Source organism: Bacillus sp. AFS037270, from assembly GCF_002585305.1.
On the sequence record NZ_NUNF01000041.1, the window covers coordinates 55,520 to 77,229 of the forward strand.

General features: G+C 39.0%; 15 protein-coding genes. 13 read left to right on the forward strand and 2 right to left on the reverse strand.

Translation table 11 applies throughout. From position 1 onward, the window contains the following. Positions 1-940 precede the first annotated feature (940 nt). The 7 genes from COD92_RS20180 to COD92_RS20210 all read left to right on the forward strand — a co-directional run bounded on the left by COD92_RS20180 (position 941) and on the right by COD92_RS20210 (position 7,596). The gene (locus COD92_RS20180; protein ID WP_098527449.1) at positions 941-1,930 is read left to right on the forward strand and encodes a LacI family DNA-binding transcriptional regulator; all 990 of its coding nucleotides are present in this window, start codon (positions 941-943) and stop codon (positions 1,928-1,930) included. Continuing rightward, positions 1,923-2,801 carry a ribokinase gene (rbsK, locus tag COD92_RS20185; RefSeq protein ID WP_098527448.1) on the forward strand — a complete coding sequence of 293 codons (879 nt, stop codon included), beginning with the start codon at positions 1,923-1,925 and terminating at the stop codon, positions 2,799-2,801. The genes COD92_RS20180 and rbsK overlap by 8 nt, the downstream gene beginning before the upstream one ends. Continuing rightward, the gene (rbsD, locus tag COD92_RS20190; protein ID WP_098527447.1) at positions 2,802-3,197 is read left to right on the forward strand and encodes a D-ribose pyranase; all 396 of its coding nucleotides are present in this window, start codon (positions 2,802-2,804) and stop codon (positions 3,195-3,197) included. 18 nt (positions 3,198-3,215) lie between these two features. Beyond that, complete coding sequence (locus COD92_RS20195; protein WP_098527446.1) at positions 3,216-4,697, forward strand: sugar ABC transporter ATP-binding protein; 1,482 nt, start codon at positions 3,216-3,218, stop codon at positions 4,695-4,697. Position 4,698: 1 nt separating this feature from the next. Next, a complete protein-coding gene (rbsC, locus tag COD92_RS20200; RefSeq protein WP_098527445.1) occupies positions 4,699-5,670 on the forward strand; it encodes a ribose ABC transporter permease RbsC in 972 nt (323 codons plus the stop codon). Between the two features lie 14 nt (positions 5,671-5,684). Beyond that, positions 5,685-6,602: a ribose ABC transporter substrate-binding protein RbsB gene (rbsB, locus tag COD92_RS20205; protein ID WP_098527444.1), complete on the forward strand. Its 918-nt coding sequence runs from the start codon at positions 5,685-5,687 to the stop codon at positions 6,600-6,602. Positions 6,603-7,266: 664 nt separating this feature from the next. Further along, positions 7,267-7,596 carry a hypothetical protein gene (locus COD92_RS20210; RefSeq protein WP_098527443.1) on the forward strand — a complete coding sequence of 110 codons (330 nt, stop codon included), beginning with the start codon at positions 7,267-7,269 and terminating at the stop codon, positions 7,594-7,596. A 479-nt stretch (positions 7,597-8,075) separates the two neighbouring features. Here the strand turns inward: COD92_RS20210 and COD92_RS20215 are convergent, their stop codons facing one another. Continuing rightward, positions 8,076-9,014: a LysR family transcriptional regulator gene (locus tag COD92_RS20215; protein WP_098527442.1), complete on the reverse strand. Its 939-nt coding sequence runs from the start codon at positions 9,012-9,014 to the stop codon at positions 8,076-8,078. A gap of 124 nt (positions 9,015-9,138) precedes the next feature. Here COD92_RS20215 and garD point away from each other — a divergent pair, with 124 nt between their 5' ends. Beyond that, positions 9,139-10,653 (forward strand): galactarate dehydratase, encoded by a 1,515-nt coding sequence (garD, locus tag COD92_RS20220; RefSeq protein WP_098996497.1) that lies wholly within the window; start codon positions 9,139-9,141, stop codon positions 10,651-10,653. Between the two features lie 114 nt (positions 10,654-10,767). Next, positions 10,768-11,445 (forward strand): uracil-DNA glycosylase, encoded by a 678-nt coding sequence (locus COD92_RS20225; RefSeq protein ID WP_098527440.1) that lies wholly within the window; start codon positions 10,768-10,770, stop codon positions 11,443-11,445. Between the two features lie 110 nt (positions 11,446-11,555). Here the strand turns inward: COD92_RS20225 and COD92_RS20230 are convergent, their stop codons facing one another. Next, on the reverse strand, positions 11,556-15,527 hold the full coding sequence (locus COD92_RS20230; protein WP_098527439.1) for an endo-1,4-beta-xylanase: 3,972 nt from the start codon (positions 15,525-15,527) through the stop codon (positions 11,556-11,558). Positions 15,528-16,010: 483 nt separating this feature from the next. On the opposite strand from COD92_RS20230, the gene COD92_RS20235 reads away from it, so the two are divergent. From COD92_RS20235 to putP, 4 genes are all read left to right on the forward strand, one after another. Further along, positions 16,011-17,237, forward strand: a complete 1,227-nt coding sequence (locus COD92_RS20235; protein WP_218011250.1) for a C40 family peptidase — start codon at positions 16,011-16,013, stop codon at positions 17,235-17,237. A 373-nt stretch (positions 17,238-17,610) separates the two neighbouring features. Beyond that, positions 17,611-18,525, forward strand: coding sequence for a proline dehydrogenase family protein (locus COD92_RS20240; protein ID WP_098527438.1), 915 nt, complete (start codon positions 17,611-17,613; stop codon positions 18,523-18,525). 30 nt (positions 18,526-18,555) lie between these two features. Further along, on the forward strand, positions 18,556-20,127 hold the full coding sequence (pruA, locus tag COD92_RS20245) for an L-glutamate gamma-semialdehyde dehydrogenase (protein WP_098527437.1): 1,572 nt from the start codon (positions 18,556-18,558) through the stop codon (positions 20,125-20,127). Positions 20,128-20,244: 117 nt separating this feature from the next. Next, a complete protein-coding gene (gene putP, locus COD92_RS20250; protein WP_098527436.1) occupies positions 20,245-21,708 on the forward strand; it encodes a sodium/proline symporter PutP in 1,464 nt (487 codons plus the stop codon). Positions 21,709-21,710: the final 2 nt, after the last annotated feature.

The window sequence follows — 21,710 nt, forward strand, 5'->3', positions numbered from 1 at the left end:
AAGAATATCAAGTTTGGATCATCACTGCCTAATCAAAGAAATCTATCAAAAATGTATGAATATGACACTAAAAAAGAAGCAAAGGAAGCATTTGATAAACTTCACGGATGTAAAATTCTCATGGAAATTAAGTATTTTGATTTTTGACCATATTTTGAGGGGGATTTCTGTGAATTTTAGTAATTGATGAATCGTGAAAATATATCCACCTAGTTTGCTGTGCCTGTCAAGGATGAAGAGAGCAGCTTAGGCTTCTGTGCGATTGGCTTTCACCAGATTGTCCCGATGATCACGGAGACCGAACGGATTTTTCTTGAGTTTGGCAAAGACATTGCCGTGGTCATGAATTAAGAAATCAATTAATGAGCACAGAGTCAACAGATGAAGTGCGTGCATTGCTCGAAAACTTTGGGTCAAAGAATCTTGATGGAATGGGGGAACAGTAAAAGTGTCCCAATTCAAGGTAAAAGCGAAGTAGGACGTTATACTGGTGTGCCCCCCAAAAGGTTAGAGTTTATACTAAGCAGTTAATTGGCTGGTGTAAAGGCGGTATTGAACCGGACTCATTCTCGCCAATTTTTGCTTTATATGTTTGTTAATACAAGTAAAAAACAAAGCTAAAATGGTGTCTTAAATGAAATATTGCTATAGGAATAAGGTGATACTGATTCCGTTAGTTTTTTTTGTAAAATCACCAACATCCCTTGTGTTGTCAATTACAGTCCACACATGTGGAGTGTGTAGCAATAATTATAAGTTCGAAACAAAAACAAGCCTAATCTATACATGATTGGGCTATTTTTTTTATATCATATCCGTGGAACAAATCTGTGAAAAAAGAATTGTTGAGGGCAGCACTGTGACATTATATTTATTGCATAAAAAAATAATATGTGTTAATCTTTTTGCGTAATCGATTACATATTAGAGGTGAAACAAAATGGCTACAATACGGGATGTTGCAAAAAAAGCAGGAGTATCTGTAGCAACAGTTTCCAGAGCATTAAATGATAATGGATATGTTCATGAAGATACTAGAAAGCTAGTAGAAGGAGCGATTAAAGAATTAAATTATAAGCCAAATGAAGTGGCAAGGTCTTTATATAAAAAAAAATCAAGGTTAATTGGTTTATTGCTTCCGGATATTCGAAATCCATTTTTTCCTGAGTTAGCACGGGGTGTTGAAGATGAGATGCAGGAGCATGGTCTACGGCTGATTATTGGAAATGCGGATGAGAAACCAGAAAAAGAAATTGATTATATTGAAACTTTTAAACAAAACAATGTAATCGGTATCATCTCAGCGACGAATCAAACAGAAATAAGCCACTATGAAAATTTAACCTTCCCAGTAGTATTTCTCGACCGGACATCCAATCAACATCCCTCTGTTTATGCGGATGGATTGGCTGGTGGAAAAATGGCAGCAAAAGAAATCATTAGAAGGGGAAGTAAGCGGATTACTCTGCTTAAAGGACCGATGGAATTAAGGACAGCTCAGGATCGATTTAAAGGGGCAATAGATGAGCTTTGTATTTCTAATGTAGATTTTAATGTAATGACCACTGCATCGTTTACTTTTGCTGATGCTGAAAAAACAGCCCGAGAATTATTTGAAAAATTTCCTGAAACAGATGGAGTGATTGCCGGTAATGATCTTGGTGCTGCAGCAATTTTGCATGAAGCATTAAGAAGAGGCATTTTAATTCCAGATGATGTGCAAATTATTGGCTATGATGATATACCGCTAAGCAGTTTACTTTTTCCACCTTTGTCAACGATTAGGCAGCCAGCGTATGATATGGGAAGAGAAGCAGCAAAACTATTAATTGAAATTATTGATAATGAGTTAATAGATCATAAAAATATTCAATTGCCCGTTACATTTATTGACAGGCAAACAACTAGAAAGGTTGAGGACATTGGCTAAATTAACAGTTATCGGAAGTTCATCGATGGATTTAGTTGTTACCGCCCCAAAAAGACCAAGTAAGGGTGAAACCATTTTGGGAGAATCATTTAAAACTGTCCCCGGAGGCAAAGGAGCAAACCAGGCAGTTGCAGCCTCTAGGTTGGGTGCAGAAGTATATATGGTTGGATGTGTTGGGGACGATGCTTTCGGAAAAGCTATACTCGAAAATTTTAAGAAGAATCATGTGTTAACGACTTATGTGGAACCGGTTACACGTGTGGAGAGCGGTACTGCTCATATTACCCTTGCAGAGGGTGATAACAGCATTATTGTCGTAAAGGGTGCCAATAATTATGTAACACCTGAATTTGTAGATAAGGCCTTGGATGTCATTCGTGAATCAGATATTGTTCTTATTCAGCAGGAAATCCCTGAAGAAACAGTGGAATATGTCAGCGAAAAATGCCACCAATTTGGAGTTCCACTATTATTAAACCCTGCGCCGGCACGGCCAATTCGTAAAGAGGTAATCGAAAATGCAGCTTATCTTACACCAAATGAGCTGGAAGCATCAATTCTTTTCGATAAAAAAAATCTGCACGAGGCATTAATAGAATATCCAAACAAGGTATTTATCACTGAAGGCAAAAATGGTGTCCGCTTCCATAATGGTGAAAAGGAGATAGTTGTTCCTTCGTATCCGGTTGAGGCTTTTGATACAACAGGTGCAGGAGATACCTTTAACGCTGCCTTTGCTGTTGCACTTGCTGAGGGAAAAAGCTTTGAAGAGAGTATTCGATTTGCCAATCGTGCTGCCTCACTATCTGTTACAAAGTTTGGTGCACAGGGCGGGATGCCAACACGGAAAGAAGTAGAGGAGAGTATGTAAATGAAACGCCATGGAATATTAAACAGTCATATTACTAAAGTGTTAACTGACCTTGGTCATACAGATCATATTGTCATCGCGGATGCGGGATTACCGATTCCGGAAGGCGTTACTAGAATTGATTTAGCTCTCAAACCAGGAATGCCTTCCTTTAAAGAGGTTTTGGACGCAGTTGCAGATGATATGGTAATTGAAAAGTGTATTATAGCATCTGAAATAGAAGCGGGAAATTCCGAAATGGAACAATATTTAACAAATAAATTTGCTGATATAGAAGTGGAACGGGTTACACATGAGGATTTTAAGCAGATCACGAAAAGGGCTAAGGCTATCATTCGTACAGGTGAGTTTACACCATATGCAAACTGTATTCTACAATCAGGTGTGTTTTTTTAATAGATTGAGGTGAAAAAAATGCGAGTTTCGATGCAGAACATCTATAAAGCCTTTGGATCCAATCAAGTATTAACGGGTGTTAATTTTGAGCTGCTGGATGGAGAAGTCCACGCATTAATGGGTGAAAATGGGGCTGGCAAATCAACGATGATGAATGTACTGACAGGGCTTCATTCTCGTGATAAAGGAACCATCATGATTGATGGAAAGGAGACCTATTTTAAAAAACCGAAAGAAGCCGAGCAAAACGGAATAACGTTTATCCACCAGGAATTAAACATTTGGCCGGATATGACGGTGTTAGAAAATTTATTTATTGGGAAAGAACTGAAGAGCCCGCTTGGCCTGCTTAGAACGAAGGAAATGAAGGCTCTTGCAAAGAAACAGCTTGATCGGTTGATGGTTACGATTCCTTTGGATAAAGAGGCTGGCAGCTGTTCTGTGGGGGAACAGCAGATGATTGAGATTGCCAAGGCCTTGATGACGGATGCAAAGGTTATTATCATGGATGAGCCAACCGCAGCTTTGACTGAAAGAGAAATCAACAAACTTTTTGATATCATTTCTTCATTGAAAAAGGAAGGGGTATCGATTGTTTACATTTCACACCGAATGGAAGAGATTTTTGCAATCTGTGACCGAATTACAATCATGCGGGATGGGAAGACGGTGGATACGAAGGCCATTCGCGATACGAATTTTGATGAGGTCGTAAAGAAAATGGTAGGGCGGGAATTAACAGACAGATTCCCAAAAAGGGATTCCAAGCCCGGCGAAACGGTACTAGAAGTAAAAGGATTAACAAAACACGGTGTATTTCAGGATGTAAGTTTTTCGGTCCGTTCCGGAGAAATTGTCGGTGTTTCCGGTCTAATGGGAGCCGGAAGAACAGAAATTATGCGCGCTATCTTTGGGCTGGACCCATTTGACAGCGGTGAGATCTCGCTTAATCGGGAGAAAACAGTAATAAAAACACCTGACCAGGCTGTAAAGGCTGGAATTGGCTTTATTACAGAAGATCGTAAAGATGAAGGATTGATTTTGGATTTTTCAATAAAGGATAATATTGTACTGCCATCTTTATTTAGCTTTGCGCCTAAGGGTATTATTGACCAAAAAAGCGAAAATGATTTTGTAAATAGGCTGATTAAACGCCTGACAGTAAAAACGGAATCTGCAGATATTGCCGTTGGTAATCTATCAGGGGGAAATCAACAAAAAGTAGTCATAGCTAAATGGATTGGAATTAGTCCGAAAGTGCTTATCTTAGATGAGCCGACAAGGGGAGTAGACGTCGGGGCGAAAAGAGAAATCTATCAGCTAATGAATGAACTGACAGATCGAGGGATGGCTATCATTATGGTTTCATCAGAGTTACCCGAAGTTTTGGGAATGAGTGACCGGATCCTTGTTGTTCATGAAGGGAAAATTAGCGGTGAATTGAAAAATGATGAAGCAACCCAGGAAAAAATTATGACATTGGCAACGGGAGGTCAATGAGATGAATGCAATCAATGAAACTACTAAAGCTGGTAAGGGGAATTTTTTGAATACGATGACGCAAAAGCTTGGGCCGTTGCTAGGGCTTATCATCTTATTTGTAATTGTTTCAGTACTAAACCCAAGTTTCCTAGAACCTTTAAATATATTAAACTTATTGCGCCAAGTATCTATTAATGCTCTGATTGCTTTTGGAATGACATTTGTTATTTTAACAGGGGGAATTGATCTATCTGTAGGGGCAATTCTTGCGCTATCAAGTGCTTTAACAGCAGGTATGATTGTCTCTGGTCTTGACCCAATCTTGGCGATTATCGTCGGCTGCTTACTCGGTGGAATTATGGGAATAGTAAATGGGCTCATGATTACAAAAGGAAAAATGGCTCCATTCATTGCCACATTGGCAACGATGACTATCTTTAGAGGACTGACACTTGTTTATACTGACGGAAATCCAATTACAGGGCTCGGTGATAATTACTTATTCCAATTGTTTGGCCGGGGTTATTTTCTGGGAATACCTGTGCCAGCAATAACGATGATTCTGATGTTTACTCTATTGTATATTATTCTCCATAAAACACCATTTGGACGAAAAACATATGCGATAGGCGGAAATGAAAAGGCTGCCATCATTTCGGGTATTAAAGTGCAAAATGTTAAGGTAATAATTTACGGTCTTTCCGGTTTACTGTCTGCATTAGCGGGGGCCATTTTAACATCACGGTTAAATTCTGCACAGCCAACAGCAGGCACATCTTATGAACTAGATGCCATTGCGGCAGTTGTATTAGGCGGGACAAGCTTATCCGGCGGAAAGGGTAGAATTTTTGGAACGCTGATTGGTGCCTTAATTATTGGTACGTTAAACAACGGCTTGAATCTTCTAGGCGTATCTTCATTCTATCAAATGGTAGTAAAAGGGATTGTTATTGCCATTGCTGTATTGCTTGACCGGAAGAAATCAGCATAAGGAGCGAATTTTTTATGAAAAAATTAGCTGTATTATTCATATCATTGTCACTATTGTTATTGGGCGCCTGTTCGATGCAGCCACCTGAATGGGCAAAGCCGGTAAAAAAGAAAGATTTAAAAGATATTAAAATTGGTTTATCTGTTTCAACCTTAAATAACCCATTCTTCGTTTCGCTAAAAGATGGTGTTCAAAAAGAGGCAAAGACATTGGGAGTCCAAGTAAAAGTGGTCGATGCGCAAAATGACTCCGCAAAACAAATTAATGATGTGGAGGATTTAATTCAGCAGGGTGTTGACCTTCTACTAATTAACCCAACCGATTCAGCAGCGATCTCTACAGCCGTTCAATCAGCTAACAACATCGGAATCCCGGTGGTTACGCTGGATCGTTCAGCAGAAAAAGGGAAAGTTTCAACATTAGTGGCGTCAGATAATATAAAGGGCGGGGAAATGGCAGCAGAATATATTGTGAAGATGCTTGGAGAAAATGTTCTGGTGGCTGAACTTGAAGGTGTTCCAGGTGCCTCGGCAACACGTGAAAGGGGCAAAGGTTTTCATAATATCGCTGATAAGAAATTAAAGGTAGTGGCAAAACAATCTGCCGATTTCGACCGTACAAAGGGATTAACCGTGATGGAGAATCTACTTCAAGCAAATCCTGATATTAAAGCTGTTTTTGCCCATAATGATGAGATGGCACTTGGGGCTATTGAAGCGATCAATAGTTTTGGTAAAGATATTATGGTCATTGGTTTTGATGGGAATACCGATGCACTAAATGCAATTAAAGCAGGAAAAATGGAAGCTACCGTTGCACAGCAGCCAGATTTAATCGGAAAGCTTGCTGTGGACGCCGGCATAGACGCTCTTCAAGGGAAGAAGGTTTCGAAATACATCCCTGCTCCACTTAAGCTTGTGGTTAAAGAATAGGAAAGCTCCGTTAGAAAGCCTAAATAGGAGAAATAATTATTTGATTCATTTATAAAGGGAACAAAGGTAGCAGTTAAATTCACTGACATAATCGTCACTGCAACAAAAAACAGCCTGATCGACAGTGTGGAAAAAATTGAGTAATGAAGTTGAAATCAATCCTCCTTGCAAGAATTAGGACAAATAATTTTTGCTAAGGAGGATTTTTCGACACGAAAATACCGAAGGAATTAATTAAAGAAATGTAAAGGACACCACTATCAGGGTACTTTAATGATTTACTAATATGTTCACATAATTGTAGAAAAGCTTTTGAAAAGACTAAATTTATATGAATTCTAATGTGATATTATTCTATCTATAGGAGGTGGCAAAATGGAAACATGACAATAATTACTTTTTAAATTTTAGCGTTTTTGTCCACCAGCATTTTCCCCATTAAAACAATGATTTTATGAAAACCTTTTAAATTATGCAAGCGTTTACGAACAATCTTCTTATTGAATCTTCACATTTTTCCACATTTACACCCATTCAATCCATGTTATTTCAAAAAAATTGTTTAATAAAAAATAGACCTGAAAGGATAGGTATTATCATTATAAGTTTCCTAAGACTAATTTTTTCTGGTAAGTAAATTTTATATCTGAAGGAGGATAATTTAATGGGCCACGATATATCAGGATACAATAAAGCAGGAGAAGAAATTGCCTATGCTCGTTTTAGCATGGGGAATTATAATGCTACCATACTGTATAATTTACTTGATGCAAATAATTACTATGCAGGAGTTAGTGGATCAGGCGGCAGTTCTACCTTCACAATACAACAAATTGAAAAGGCTTTGAATGCCTTTAAACAATTTTATAAAAATAGTGATTCCCTGTCAGAAAGTGATTCCTTACCTTGGGATCAAAAACAAATCTTGAATTTTATACAAAATTGTTTAGCAACAGCAAAAATGGAAGGGGGTGTAAGAGTATATTTTGGCTAATGTATTAAGACTGTTTGCTAAATTCCTCAATTTGGCTGTGTATCCATATAACTCTATAGTAGCAATTACCTTCATATGTAACTACTAGCATTCCATCTCCAGATAATCTTATGAATTTCTTTTATCCCCCAAAAAAGTCCTGCTAAATTTAGACATTTATTATCTTATTGTCAAAACCAATTCATGTACCCTATTAATATTACTAATGATTCTCAGACGTTGGTCGTCTAATTAACGAGATAAGAGAGATTCGTTTTACATTATTGGCGATGAAATAATCGATTTCTAATAGATTGATAGATGAAGTAAAAAAATGAATTTTTCTTTTTTGTACAAAAAAGGGGAAAAGGATGTAACTGTGAGTAAAGGTCCTATACAAGGGGCCTTTTTTGTGCAACGAGCAGTCGTGTAGAGTGTTGAACTAAGTCGACACTACACTCTAACTGCCATAAAATGGTCTTTTTTTTTATCTGTCCATTTTATGGGTTACAGCTTATTCCCTTTGGCTGATTTAATTTAGTGGACCAATAATTACTGGCAATCTTAATAAAGTCTCTAGCAGGATTACTTAAGTAAGTACCTTTCTTATAAGATGCACATACTTCCCAAACAGGTTTTTGCTTGATTAAGAAGTAAGTGACGTTAGAGTTTTGTTTGGCATAAGCAATTGGAATGATGGAACAGCATATTCCTTCAGCAACCATATTATATAAGTTATGGCAGCTCCTTGTTTCTAACAATATATATGGATTAAAATCTAAGGCGGTAGTGAGATTATCATAAATTTCTCGAAGAGTTGATCCTTTTTGCATAAGGGCAAAAGTATCGTTCTTAAAACGGTCTAAGCTTATTTCAGGAAGTGAATCGCCGAGTTTTCCTCCGATATGGGCAAGGGGGTGCCCTTTGGGAACTGCTAAAATAATTTCTTCCAAACCGATTTGAATATATTCATCATTTGTTTTTTGGTAATCTTGCAAAGTTACAAAACCAATATCAAGATTTCCAATTAGTATTTCATGTTGTTGTTGTTTCACAGGTAGTTCAATGGGTTCAACTTTTATATTTGGATACTTTTTGTAAAAAGTAGGATAGATAGATGCAAACATTTCAGGACCGCGTTCGGGCGTTAAGCCAATACTAAGCTTTCCTTTTTTTATATCCATTAAATCATTAATTTGGTTGTAGGTATCTTTTTTAATTTGAACCATTTTTTTGGCATTATCAATATAAATTTCACCTGCATGCGTCGGATGCCAATTGTTTCTTGAACGAACAAAAAGTTGTGTTCCCAGCTCTTTTTCTAATTTTAAAAGCTGCTGATTTAATGCTGATTGAGTTATGAAAAGTTTTTCGGCAGCTTTTGTAATATTGTTTTCCTCAGCGATTTTAATCATATATTCCAATTGTTTTAGATCCATTTGAAATTCTCCTCATTACTCTTAGTTTTTCTTATAGAATTCTAAAAATAATCACTTTTACTTTATATACGATCTAAGAGTACAATTGTTTTGAGAATAGAACAAGAGTTTAGGAGGTAACGCAGTGGAAAATCGTATTATTAAAATTAATGATAATGATAACGTTGCCATCACAGTAAATGCCATTCCAGCCGGTACCATTGTTATCGATGCTATTCAAGCAAACCAAGATATTCCCCAAGGACATAAAATTGCATTATGCAATATCGGAGAAGGCGATCCAATAGTCCGGTATGGCGTCACTTTAGGATATGCATTACATTCCATTAAAAAGGGCGACTGGATCAATGAACATATGTTGAAACTTCCAATTCCTCCATCATTGGATGAGATGGAGTTTGCCACTAATTTAATTACAAATTTGCCAGAACCACCAGTTAGGACGTTCATGGGTTATCCAAACAAAAACGGAGGATATGCTGGAACAAGAAATATACTGGGAATTGTCACAACTGTTCAATGCGTAACAGGTGTTTTAAATAATGCGGTAAAGAGAATTAAACAAGAACTCCTTCCTAAATATCCAAATGTAGATGATGCTGTAGTGATAAATCATGCATATGGATGCGGTGTCGCGATTAATGCCCCTGAAGCAAAAATCCCGATTCGAATGTTGCAAAACATGGTCAAACATCCGAATTTCGGTGGAGAGACTATGATTGTCTCTTTGGGATGTGAAAAACTAACATTAGAAATGTTATTGGATGCGGAATATAACACTTCAGACAATGTTGTTACGTTTCAAAACGAAAAAGGTCATCATGCTATCATGGCACGAATTATGAAAATGGCTGAAAACAAATTAAAAAAATTGAATGAAAGAGTTCGTGTTGAACTGCCTCTCTCTCAGTTATGCATTGGATTACAATGCGGTGGAAGTGATGCTTTCTCAGGTGTAACAGCTAATCCTTCCGCCGGTTATGCTGCCGATATGTTAGTCAATGCGGGTGCAACCGTCATGTTTTCTGAAGTAACCGAGGTCCGTGATGGTGTCCATATCATTGCAGAGCGTTGTGTGAACGAAGAAGTTGGGAAAAAACTAGCTGATGAGATGAAATGGTATGATCAATACCTAAATAATGGTCAAGTGGACCGTTCAGCGAATCCAACTCCTGGAAATAAAAAGGGTGGTCTATCGAATATTGTTGAAAAGGCAATGGGGTCGATTGCTAAATCTGGTATATCTCCGATTGTAGAAGTTCTTTCACCAGGAGAAAGACCAACGAAAAAGGGTATGATTTTTGCAGCAACTCCAGCCAGTGACTTTGTATGTGGCTCATGCCAGTTATCTAGTGGGATCACGCTCCAAGTTTTTATGACAGGACGAGGAACTCCTTATGGATTAGAAGCTGCACCAGTAATCAAAGTATGTTCAAGAAATGATATGAAAGATATGTGGCAAGATTTGATAGATGTAAATGCAGGGCCAATTTCAACAGGTGAAGCAACCATTCAAGAAATTGGAATTCAATTATTCAACGAAATTATCGATGTTGCCAGCGGAAGAAAACAAACTTTTGCAGAAAAATACGAAATTTTTAATGATTTTACCCTGTTTAATCCAGCACCAATAACCTGATTAAAACGATAAACAGCTGTTTTTCCGCCTGTCGATGGTTGTTCATTGATATCCTTTTCTAAGTGTCTTTATAATAAATATAGACAACTTAAAATGAAAAGAGTGTTTAAAGTAATGAGAATTTTAACAAATGACTGGGCTCCTTTATTAGAAGGAGAATTCGCAAAAACGTATTATTTGCGTTTGCGGCAGATTTTAAAAGAAGAATATCAAAATAAAGTGATTTATCCTGATAAACACGATATATACAATGCACTCCATTTTACTTCCTTTGTGGATACAAAGGTGGTCATAATCGGACAGGATCCATATCATGGACCAGGACAAGCTCATGGACTTAGTTTCTCGGTCAAGCCGGGGGTAGGCATTCCGCCCTCCTTGAAAAATATTTATAAAGAGTTACATGCAGATATAGGCTGCGAGATACCAAATCATGGTTCTCTAACGGAATGGACGGAGCAGGGGGTGCTGCTGCTTAATGCGGTGCTGACTGTGCAGGCGGGGAACCCTAACTCGCATAAAGGGCTTGGCTGGGAGAAGTTTACTGATAGAATCATAGAAATCTTGAATGATAGGGAGACACCGGTCGTCTTTATCTTATGGGGGAGATTTGCTCAGCAAAAGCAAGAGCTAATCACTTCACAAAGGCACTTTATTATAAAATCTCCTCATCCTAGTCCGTTTTCTGCCAACAGTGGCTTCTTTGGCAGCAGGCCATTTTCCCGGACCAATGAGTTTTTACGGAAAATCGGGCAAAAGGAGATTGACTGGACAATCTCAAACATCGAATAAGACGGAGTGGCTCAAAGATTAATTTTCGTATAGCAAGTTAACTAAGAATATTTTATTTAACAAAAAGCACCCTGAATGATGCACATTCAGGGTATTTCGCAATTCAAATTTTATTTAGATTGGTCATGTGGAACAGTGGCGGTAACACTCTTAGTTGTTACATTACCTGCTTTATCTGTTGCCGTAAAAATAATGATGTATACACGTCCATTACCGTTTCCTAATCTATCTGCATGAAGTTCAAAGAAAGCAGTTGAACCAGCAATAGGAGTATTCAATTTGGCATTCTGAATATCATCAGATACTATCTGCTCATTACTAGTAATGGAAGTTAACACCACTGAGTCGATTCTTGATGCGGCATCAGACGTACTAATAGTAGCTGTAACTGGCACCATCTTATGATTTGCAGGCCAGATTGTCGTTTTGTCTAGAGTAATATTTAAGGTTGGTTCTGTCTTATCCAGTTTAACTGTTCTGGTCTTTGTCTGCTCGACATTTCCAGCGTTGTCTACACTCCAATAACTTATAGTGTGGACGCCCTCATCAGTAATAGTGAAGGAATTTCCGGTTTGTTCGGATCCGTTATCGATTTTGTAATAAGTAGCTTTAACTCCTGATCCGTTATCAATTGCGGTAAGATTAAGCGTCACATCTTTATTAACCCAATCTTTTGGTGCGTTATCTGTTGTCACAGGTGCAGTTGTGTCAGCAAGTGTTAGGACGCCAAAAACAGATGTATCTTGATAGCCATTACCAGTTGTATCGTTCCATGTAGCAGAGCTTTGACGGGCACCGTCTTTACCATCATTGATCTGAACGTCAAAACCGATCTTCGAGTTATATTGTGGAGTAATGGTTTTGAATGGGATCTTCATTTCAATGGTGTAGCTATTTCCCGATACATGGGTTGCAGATTGGAAGCCTTGCGCAATGCTTCCAGGGTTAAAGGAAGCCTCATTGTCAAAGTTTACTCGATATTGTCCGTCTCCGTTTTCATAAGACGATGTTTTTGCATTGTTCTCGTCCACGAAAACTTCGACAGAGTCCTGCTCCCATGGATTTGGACTTGATTTGTCAAGCTGGGAGTCGCTCACCTGAGTTAACACATACAGGTATTCCTTATCCCAGAGGACTTTGGATACCCCGTTTGCTCCTTGCCAAGCCTGGAGATAGTGGCTAACAGGAAGTTCAGGTGCGTCTTTCCAAATATCATCTGCCGTTCCATCAATGGCAGGTGTACCGTATATAGCCGTGGATTGTTTAGCGACTTTCACTTCAGGCGCATGTTCTGCGATAAATTTATCCGGATTGATGACGCCATAGTAAGCTGGTTTCGCTTGCAAGTTTTTATCAAAAATAAGCGGAGATTGGGCAGCTCTCCAGCTCGTCGCATCATTTAGTCCCCAGAAGGTCACTCGTCCGATGTGACTAGCGTGTTCTTTGTAGATTTTAAACAATTGCGCGTATAGATAAGCCTGATCATTCACTTGCTTCTCGGTAAGTTGGCTGTTGCTGCCAGCTGCAATGTCAAGTTCGGTCACGCTGACTTGCACTCCCAAGGAAATAAATTTCTCCATGGAAGCTAACACATTAGCCGGGTTTGTATTTAAATTGTAGTGTGACTGCATACCAACACCGTCGATGAGCAGTTTTCCAGGGTGTGTCTGTGCATATTTTTCATTAAGTTCTTTGACCATCTGATAAATGGCTTCAGCTTTGTTCTGATTGTCTTCGTTGTAATCGTTATAATAAAGCTTAATATTCCAGCCATGTTCGTCGACTACTTTTCTTGCTGCCAGGAAGGCCTGCTCCACGTAGTCCGGTCCAATTGCTTTATACCATCCGGATTGGCGCAATGATTCTTTCCAATCTGTCGGATTCGACAAGCCGTCATTTATCGCTTCGTTGACCACGTCCCAAGAAATTACCTTGTCACCGTAATGTTCCATGACAGTTTTAATATGGTTTTGTAAATTTGCGAGTGCTTCGTCGCGACTTAATGGCTGGCCATTAGCAGCAGCAAACAACCATGTTGGCGTTTGCTGGTGCCAAACAAGGACGTGTCCATGCAATTTTAGGCCTGCTGCTGCAATTTTGTTGACGAGCGCGTCCTCATCGGTAAAGTCAAATTGTCTATCCGCATTATAAGCTTGATCTGGTTTCATAGCGTTTTCTGCTGTGACAATATTGAAATGCTTTTTGAGGAGGTCAAGTCTAACACCGTCCAAATCTGCCAGTGATACGGCGTTTCCGATTAAGAAATCATCTTTATAGACATCTTTTATCGGAGTTAAATCTTGGATTGTAATCGGACCTGAACCAGTAGGTTCAAAGGTGATGTCGTCAATATAGAAAGATGCGGTAGCATTATTTGAACTTTCTACATAGATAGTCAAATATTCGCCGGCATTGGTATAACGATATGTTCCTTCCAGCTTAACCCAGCCGTCTGCCTTGTTAATGGTTTTACCTTGAAGGTTATTATAGCTAGCCGCTCCGCCATTTCCTACTTGCGTGGAAAGCTGAAGCTGTGAACTTTCAGGTGAAATCAGCTTGACCCAAGCCGAAATTTTATATTCTTGTCCAAGGTTAACGTATTTCTCAACATGTAAGGATGGACCATTCCAAGCTTGTGTTCTGCCATCAACTTTTAGAGCATAGGAACCGCCAGATGTATGGTTTGCTTCATTGGTTACCGCAAGCGTTTCAGTACCAGCTCTACCCTCTAAGCCACCTTTTGTTTGATCTTCAAATGTAATTGGGTTGAAGGTTTGCGCAGCTGGTCTTTGATCCACGGGATCACTGCCGCCGCCGGAAGTTACCTTTTCCGTGATAAGGATATCTCCGATGTAGAACGGAACCGCTTTTCCTGCATCGTTAGATTGAATGCGCAGTGCGTTATCTTTGCTTATATCAACGGTGTACTCTCCAGTTAACGTAAAAGCTTGTCCTGCTTTATAATCCGCTGCTAAATACAAGCCATTATAGCTGTTTACATTCTGAAGCAAAGCTTGTGCACCTGCAGGAACACTTACACTATCGTCAACGTACCCTTTGACTGTGAACGTATATTTTTTGCCGTTTACCATGCCAACTTTGCTGAATGGGATATCAACGCTATCCCAGTTGTTTACTCGACCGCTTACATAGATCGCTTTTCCGTCATCATTGCCCGCAAAAACTTTTCCAGAAACCGCTTCTATTTGCGGGTTGCCTGCTTTTGTTGCAACACCAAGGCCACTGTCAAAGGTTTCATGATAAGTTGTTTGCGTCGAGGTCTGGCCTCCAGTTGTCGGGGGCGTTGTTGGTGCCGGTCCGCCAACCCATTTTGCAATTTGAGTTAGGTCTGCATCTAATACATAGTCTCGTCCCATGGCATAATCGTCACCATTAGGGTAGCCAACTTTAAATGCGTACTTGATGCCGTTCTTTTGTGCTACATCTTTTACTGTGGCATTGAAAGAACCATAAGGATAGGCCAAAAGAACTGGAGCTTTACTTGTTAATTTTGTTAAGTAATCATTCGCTGTTACAATTTCATCTCTAGCTTGCTCAGTCGTCATGCTGCTAGTACCCGCAGCACCATTTCCCCAAATTTTATCGTCATGAGTTTTGGAATGATTCTCTATACTGACGCTAGGTTCATTCACCAAACTTTGCAACTGTGCCAGTGACATACTATAACCGCCACCGATCCAGCTGCTGACAACAAATAATACAGACTTCATGTTATGTTGCTTCAATACTGGTAGAGCGGTAGTAACAAAGTCAGGAGTCGCATCGTCAAAAGTTAATAGAACCGGCTTTGCAGGAGCCGTTGCTCTTCCTTCCATGATGTCCACATACTCTTCTGCAGACAATGTGGTGTAACCATTGTCATCAAGATACTGCATAGCCTGTTTAAAATGGTCAGTACTAGTATCCGTCCATTGACTGGTAGGAGTTTGGACAATTCGATGATACAAAAGAACGGGAATATCTACCGTTGCCGCCTTTGTAAGATGCGTAATCCAGCCTGACGGGATTGCCAAAAAAGCTACAAGAAGTAAAGAAATCAACCTTTTCCACTTTATCTTCATTTACTGCATTCCCCCATAGAAAATTTTTTCACATAAGGTGAAGCGCTTACAATAGAGCCGAAACGAACCTCCTCCCATTCTATTCTTCTTTTATTCTAGCTTGGCAGCAAAAACATTTAACCCATAAAAACTAAAGATAATACTTAACAAACTAAATATTCTTACTAATTGCCGGTGGAAATCCGTTTTTATTATGGAGGCTGTATGAAGGAACAAGATGCACGTTATTCAGCAAAGAAGATAAGTCGGTTGAACAAGTAAACTATTGAAATGGGATGATATATCCGGTTTCTTTTATTATTTATTGTTACAAAAATTTCAAAAAGAAGGGAGATATGTCGAAATCTTTTCAGATTATTCTACATAAAATTACATTTATATTACATTATCGACTGATTCATTGTTTTTCCTCCTTTAAATATATAAACTAGAAACATATTAAGAATTTATTAAGAATGATAGGTTACAAGAGGAGATCTTATAATGCTAAAAAAATTAATAAAATATACCGTATCCGCTTCCATTATCGCCACTATGATTTCAGCTACACCTGCTTTTGCAAATCCAGTCACACAAGGACAAATCAATCAAACACAAAATCAAATTGATGACTTTGAAACAAAGGTTCAACAATTAGACAATAGAATTTCGGTTGCAATGGAGAAAAGTCAAAAACTTAACGATCAAATTAAAACACAACAAGGGAAAATTCAAGAAACAAAGCTTGAAATCACAGCAGCCCAAAAGTCCCTAGACGCTCATAAGGAAGTCTACGCTGAAAGGCTAAAAACCATTCAATTAGAAGGAAAACAATCCGTGGCTGCCTACGCAGAACTTTTGTTGTCTTCTGATAACATTTCTGAGTTTTTAACTCGTTTTACTGCCATTTCAAGTATTATGCAAAGTGATACAGACTTGCTGAATGGTTTAAATGAAAAAGAACAAGCACTAAAAAATGCTGAGGAAAAATTACATAATGAATTCGCTCAATTACAAGAGAGCCAAACTGAATTAGCTTCTGAACAACAAAAGATTGAACAAGATAAAAAAGAAATTGAAAAAGAATTAGCTGATGCTAAAGATACATTACAAACCCAACAAGCACAATATGCTGAACAACTAGCAGAAGAAGCGCGCCAGCGTGCAATTGCACAACAACAGGCTGAGCAGGCTCGTCAGCGTGCACAACAACAAGCACAACAACAAACTCAGCAAACTACTCAAACTCAACAGGCTCAAAAGCCTGCGCAGCCAGTTAAACAGCCAGTTAAACAGCCAGTTAAAGAGCAAACACCAGTAAGTAGCACACCTTCTAAGCCTGCACCACCGACAGTTGCAGCCCCTCCGGCTAATTCTGGATCGGCAAGTGCAATTATTGCCTATGCAAAGCAATTTTTAGGTGTTCCATACGTTTGGGGCGGGTCTACACCAAGTGGATTTGATTGTTCGGGATTCACTTCATACGTGTTTAGAAATGCAGCCGGAATCAATCTTCCAAGGGTGGCACGCGACCAGCAGAATGTTGGAACCAGAATTTCTCCGAGTCAAGTTCAGCCGGGAGATTTGGTATTCAGAGGTAACCCAGCCTATCACGTCGGTATCTATATTGGAGGCGGACAATATATCCACGCACCACAAACAGGTGACGTTGTAAAAATTGCTGCATATGATCCATCTAAGTTTTCAAGTGCGGCTCGAGTTTTACGATAAGGTCTAACCATTTTTGATATATATAGCTATAATCCTAAAACATCCTATTTACGAGAATAGGATGTTTTTTTGTGGAGCAGTAAAAGTTTGTTACTAGATTTGTAACTAGAAAATTAGTAAAGGATAACTTTATTCTTAAGGGATATCAAAATTCTCCAATTCTATATTTACTCGTGAACATTTAGAATAAACACCATTGTAAATACCGTGTCAGAAAATATGACAATAATGTTCAATAAGTGTTGATTATACTTTATTATCAATTTATTAAGTTAACAATATTGTTTAAATTAAAAATATGTAGACAATAGTGTTTAAATAATATTAAAATTGTGTAAGAGCTTACATAATATTTTAAGGAGGATTGAAGGATTTGGAATTAATAATGAGAAACATGTTTCAATCACTTGGGAAAAATACTTCAGCCAATAAACTCGCAAAGAAATATGGATTGCGTTTTGGGGCAAGCCGTTTTGTAGCAGGTGAATCTATTAAGTCAGCAATTGAGGTTGTTAAAAGGCTAAATAGCGATGGCAAAGTTGTCACCTTAGACCATTTAGGTGAATTTGTATATACCGAAGAAGAGGCACTTGAATCGGCTGCCATGTGTATTCAAACTTTGGATGCGATTAATGAGGCAGGCGTTAATTCAAATCTTTCCCTTAAAATGACATCTCTTGGACTTGACATTAGCAAAGAGCTTTGCATGAAGAATATGGGTAAAATTCTTGATCGTGCTAAACTCTATAATAATTTTGTGCGAATTGATATGGAGGATTATGCGCATTGTCAACTATCAATCGATATTTACAAAGAGCTTCGCAAGGATTATGACAATGTTGGCCTAGTCATTCAAGCTTACCTTTTTAGGACCGAGCAGGATATTACCGACTTAAATCAATTGAATGCAAATTTGCGCCTTGTAAAAGGGGCTTATAAAGAATCACCATCCGTAGCTTTTCCTGAGAAAAAAGATGTGGATGAAAACTACAAAAAAATTATTAAGCGGCACCTTCTAAACGGTAACTATACAGCCGTTGCAACCCATGATGAAACAATGATTGAATATACAAAGTCTGTCGTTAATGAGCATCAAATACCGAAAGAGCAATTTGAATTCCAAATGCTTTATGGTATTTGTGAAGATATCCAAGCAAGACTGGTAAAAGAAGGGTTTAAAGTCCGTGTGTATGTACCATATGGGGTCGATTGGTTTGGTTATTTCATGAGACGTTTAGCAGAAAGACCTGCAAATGTCTGGTTTGTACTTAAAAATCTATTAAAATAAAAAATTTATATAAAAAGGAGTAGAAATCTTATGACAACAACAATTCAAGTAGCTACATTTAAAAACGAGCCTTTTACAGATTTTTCAATGGAGGAAAATAAACAATCAATGTACGCAGCTCTTGCAAAGGTTAAAAAGGAGCTTGGCAAAAAGTATCCATTAGTAGTTGGGAAAGATAAGCTGTTTACCGATGAGCAAACCGTTTCTATTAATCCAGGAAATGTCGATGAAATTATTGGAACTGTAAGTAAAGGGAATCAGGAGTTAGCTGAAAAGGCTATGCAGGAGGCTTTGAAAACATTTGAAACATGGAAAAAGGTTGCCCCTGCTGCACGCGCAGAGTATTTATTCAAAGCAGCTGACCTAATGAGAAAGCGCAAGCATGAGTTTTCTTCCTATCTTGTATATGAGTCAGGTAAAAACTGGGCTGAAGCGGATGCAGATACAGCAGAAGCAATAGATTTTATGGAATTTTATGCGAGAGAAATGATTCGCCTGAGTGAGACAAGCATTCATCAGCCGCTTACTAACATCGAAGGAGAAGACAACCAAATTTCTTACATCCCGCTGGGCGTTGGTATTGTCATATCTCCATTCAACTTTCCATTGGCCATCATGGCAGGGACGACAGTCGCAGCGATTGTATCTGGGAATACAGTTATTTTAAAGCCTGCAGATGCAACTCCTGTGATTGCAGCTAAATTTGTGGAATTAATGGAAGAGGTTGGACTTCCTTCAGGTGTACTTAACTTTTTGCCTGGGGATGGAATCGAAGTGGGTGAGTATCTGGTTGAACATCCAAAAACACGTTTCATCTCGTTTACAGGCTCACGTGCTGTAGGATGCCGGATTTATGAGCGGGCGTCAAAGGTACAGCCAGGCCAGTTATGGTTAAAGCGTGTTATCGCCGAAATGGGTGGGAAAGATGGTGTTGTCGTTGATGAAACAGCTGACTTGGATGCAGCGGCGGCGGCAATCGTGGCATCAGCTTATGGTTTTCAAGGACAAAAATGCTCGGCGGGATCTAGAGCGATTATCGTAGAATCAGTTTTTGACCAAGTGGTGGAAAAGGTAGTAGAATTGACGAAGAACCTATCCATTGGTTTGCCTGAAGAAAACTGTTCAATTGGTCCAGTAATCGATCAGAAATCGGTCGATAAAATTATGGACTATATTGAAATTGGTAAAACGGAAGGCAGATTGCTTACTGGCGGTTCAAGAGCGGAAGGGAACGGCTTTTATATTGAACCAACAATTTTTGCTGATGTTAATCCGAAAGCCCGCATCATGAAGGAGGAAATCTTTGGGCCGGTTCTTGCCATTGCAAAAGCTGCTGACTGGAAGGAAGCCATTGAGATTTATAATGATACTGAATATGGGTTGACAGGTGCCTACCATTCTAAGGATGAGGAACGCATCAATTATGCTCTTGAAAATATGCATTGTGGAAACCTGTATATTAATAAAAAGTGTACTGGGGCGTTAGTTGGAGCGCATCCGTTTGGTGGATTTAATATGTCTGGCACAGATTCTAAAGCAGGAGGATACGATTACTTACTCCTATTTACTCAGGCAAAGTTAAAATCTAAAAAACTATTTTAACTATTAAGATTGGGGAGCTCCTCAAGGGGGGCTCTTTTCAGAAAACTAGAAAGAGATAATCTATGTATGGAAGCATTTTATTTATGGGATTTACTACGGAGAACGGGGGGATGACGATTGAATACACAGATACTTATCTCGATTGGTATTTACATGGTGGGAATGCTGTTAATTGGTTATTTCGCTTACAAACGAACTTCTAATCTGTCCGATTATATGATTGGCGGAAGAGGACTTGGAGCTGCGGTCACCGCTTTAAGTGCAGGGGCATCCGATATGAGCGGATGGCTGCTAATGGGTCTTCCTGGTGCGATGTTTACCCAAGGTTTGAGTGCATCCTGGATTGCCATCGGTCTGACGATAGGCGCATATTTAAACTGGCTGTACGTGGCTCCAAGACTGCGGATTTATACAGAAACCGCCAATAATTCAATGACGATTCCGGCCTATTTGGAAAATCGTTTTGGGGATCACTCGTCAATGCTGCGGTTAACTTCTGGACTTGTTATTATTGTATTCTTTACTTTCTATGTTTCTTCTGGAATGGTATCAGGCGGAGTTCTGTTTGAGTCAACGTTCAATCTTAACTATCAGGCAGGTCTTTGGATAATCGCTGCTGTTGTCATTGGCTATACTTTATTTGGCGGATTTTTAGCGGTTAGTTGGACCGACTTTGTCCAAGGAATAATCATGGTGATTGCTCTAGTTCTTGTTCCCGCTGTAACTATTATGCAAGTAGGCGGGTTTGACTCCGCATTTGGTGAGATCAAAGCTATCGATCCTAAATTATTTGATATTTTTAAAGGGACTTCTTTGCTCGGGATTATTTCGTTAATGGCATGGGGTTTAGGTTACTTTGGACAGCCTCATATAATCGTTCGTTTTATGGCAATTTCATCCGTTAAAGAGATTAAGAAAGCTCGGAGAATAGGTATGGGATGGATGATTTTCTCTGTCGGTGGCGCGATGTTTACTGGTTTTATAGGCTTAGCCTATTATTCAAAGCAAGGACTCAATCTTGCAGATCCAGAAACAATTTTTATTAAATTAAGTGAAATTCTTTTCCATCCACTCATTACTGGTTTTTTATTAGCGGCATTGTTAGCTGCTGTCATGAGTACAATTTCTTCACAACTTTTGGTTACGGCAAGCTCCTTGACAGAAGATGTCTATAAGACTTTTTTCCGCAGGTCAGCAACAGACAAAGAGCTGTTGCTTGTAAGCAGACTTTCAGTCCTTGTTGTTTCCTTTATAGCTGTTTTTCTGGCCTTTAATAAAAATGGCACTATTCTCTCCCTTGTTGCTTATGCATGGGCTGGCTTTGGAGCAGCTTTTGGGCCCGTTATTCTGTTGAGCCTTTACTGGAAACGGATGAATCGATGGGGGGCTCTTGCTGGTATGATTGGCGGGGCAGTTACTGTAATTGTTTGGGCGAATGTTCCTGTATTGGCAAAAAGTCTTTACGAGATTATTCCAGGGTTCATTATCGGGTTAGCGGCAATATGGGTTGTCAGCCTGGTTACACCGGAACCGAGTGACCAATTAAAGAAAGAATTTGATCAATACAAACAATCAGCATAATC

What these genes read in the sequence shown, in the direction of transcription:
- COD92_RS20180 (WP_098527449.1), top strand. Translation starts at nt 941, where the DNA reads ATGGCTACAATACGGGATGTTGCAAAAAAAGCAGGAGTATCTGTAGCA.
- rbsD (WP_098527447.1), top strand. Translation starts at nt 2,802, where the DNA reads ATGAAACGCCATGGAATATTAAACAGTCATATTACTAAAGTGTTAACT.
- COD92_RS20195 (WP_098527446.1), top strand. Translation starts at nt 3,216, where the DNA reads ATGCGAGTTTCGATGCAGAACATCTATAAAGCCTTTGGATCCAATCAA.
- rbsC (WP_098527445.1), top strand. Translation starts at nt 4,699, where the DNA reads ATGAATGCAATCAATGAAACTACTAAAGCTGGTAAGGGGAATTTTTTG.
- rbsB (WP_098527444.1), top strand. Translation starts at nt 5,685, where the DNA reads ATGAAAAAATTAGCTGTATTATTCATATCATTGTCACTATTGTTATTG.
- COD92_RS20210 (WP_098527443.1), top strand. Translation starts at nt 7,267, where the DNA reads ATGGGCCACGATATATCAGGATACAATAAAGCAGGAGAAGAAATTGCC.
- COD92_RS20215 (WP_098527442.1), bottom strand. Translation starts at nt 9,014, where the DNA reads ATGGATCTAAAACAATTGGAATATATGATTAAAATCGCTGAGGAAAAC.
- COD92_RS20225 (WP_098527440.1), top strand. Translation starts at nt 10,768, where the DNA reads ATGAGAATTTTAACAAATGACTGGGCTCCTTTATTAGAAGGAGAATTC.
- COD92_RS20230 (WP_098527439.1), bottom strand. Translation starts at nt 15,527, where the DNA reads ATGAAGATAAAGTGGAAAAGGTTGATTTCTTTACTTCTTGTAGCTTTT.
- COD92_RS20235 (WP_218011250.1), top strand. Translation starts at nt 16,011, where the DNA reads ATGCTAAAAAAATTAATAAAATATACCGTATCCGCTTCCATTATCGCC.
- pruA (WP_098527437.1), top strand. Translation starts at nt 18,556, where the DNA reads ATGACAACAACAATTCAAGTAGCTACATTTAAAAACGAGCCTTTTACA.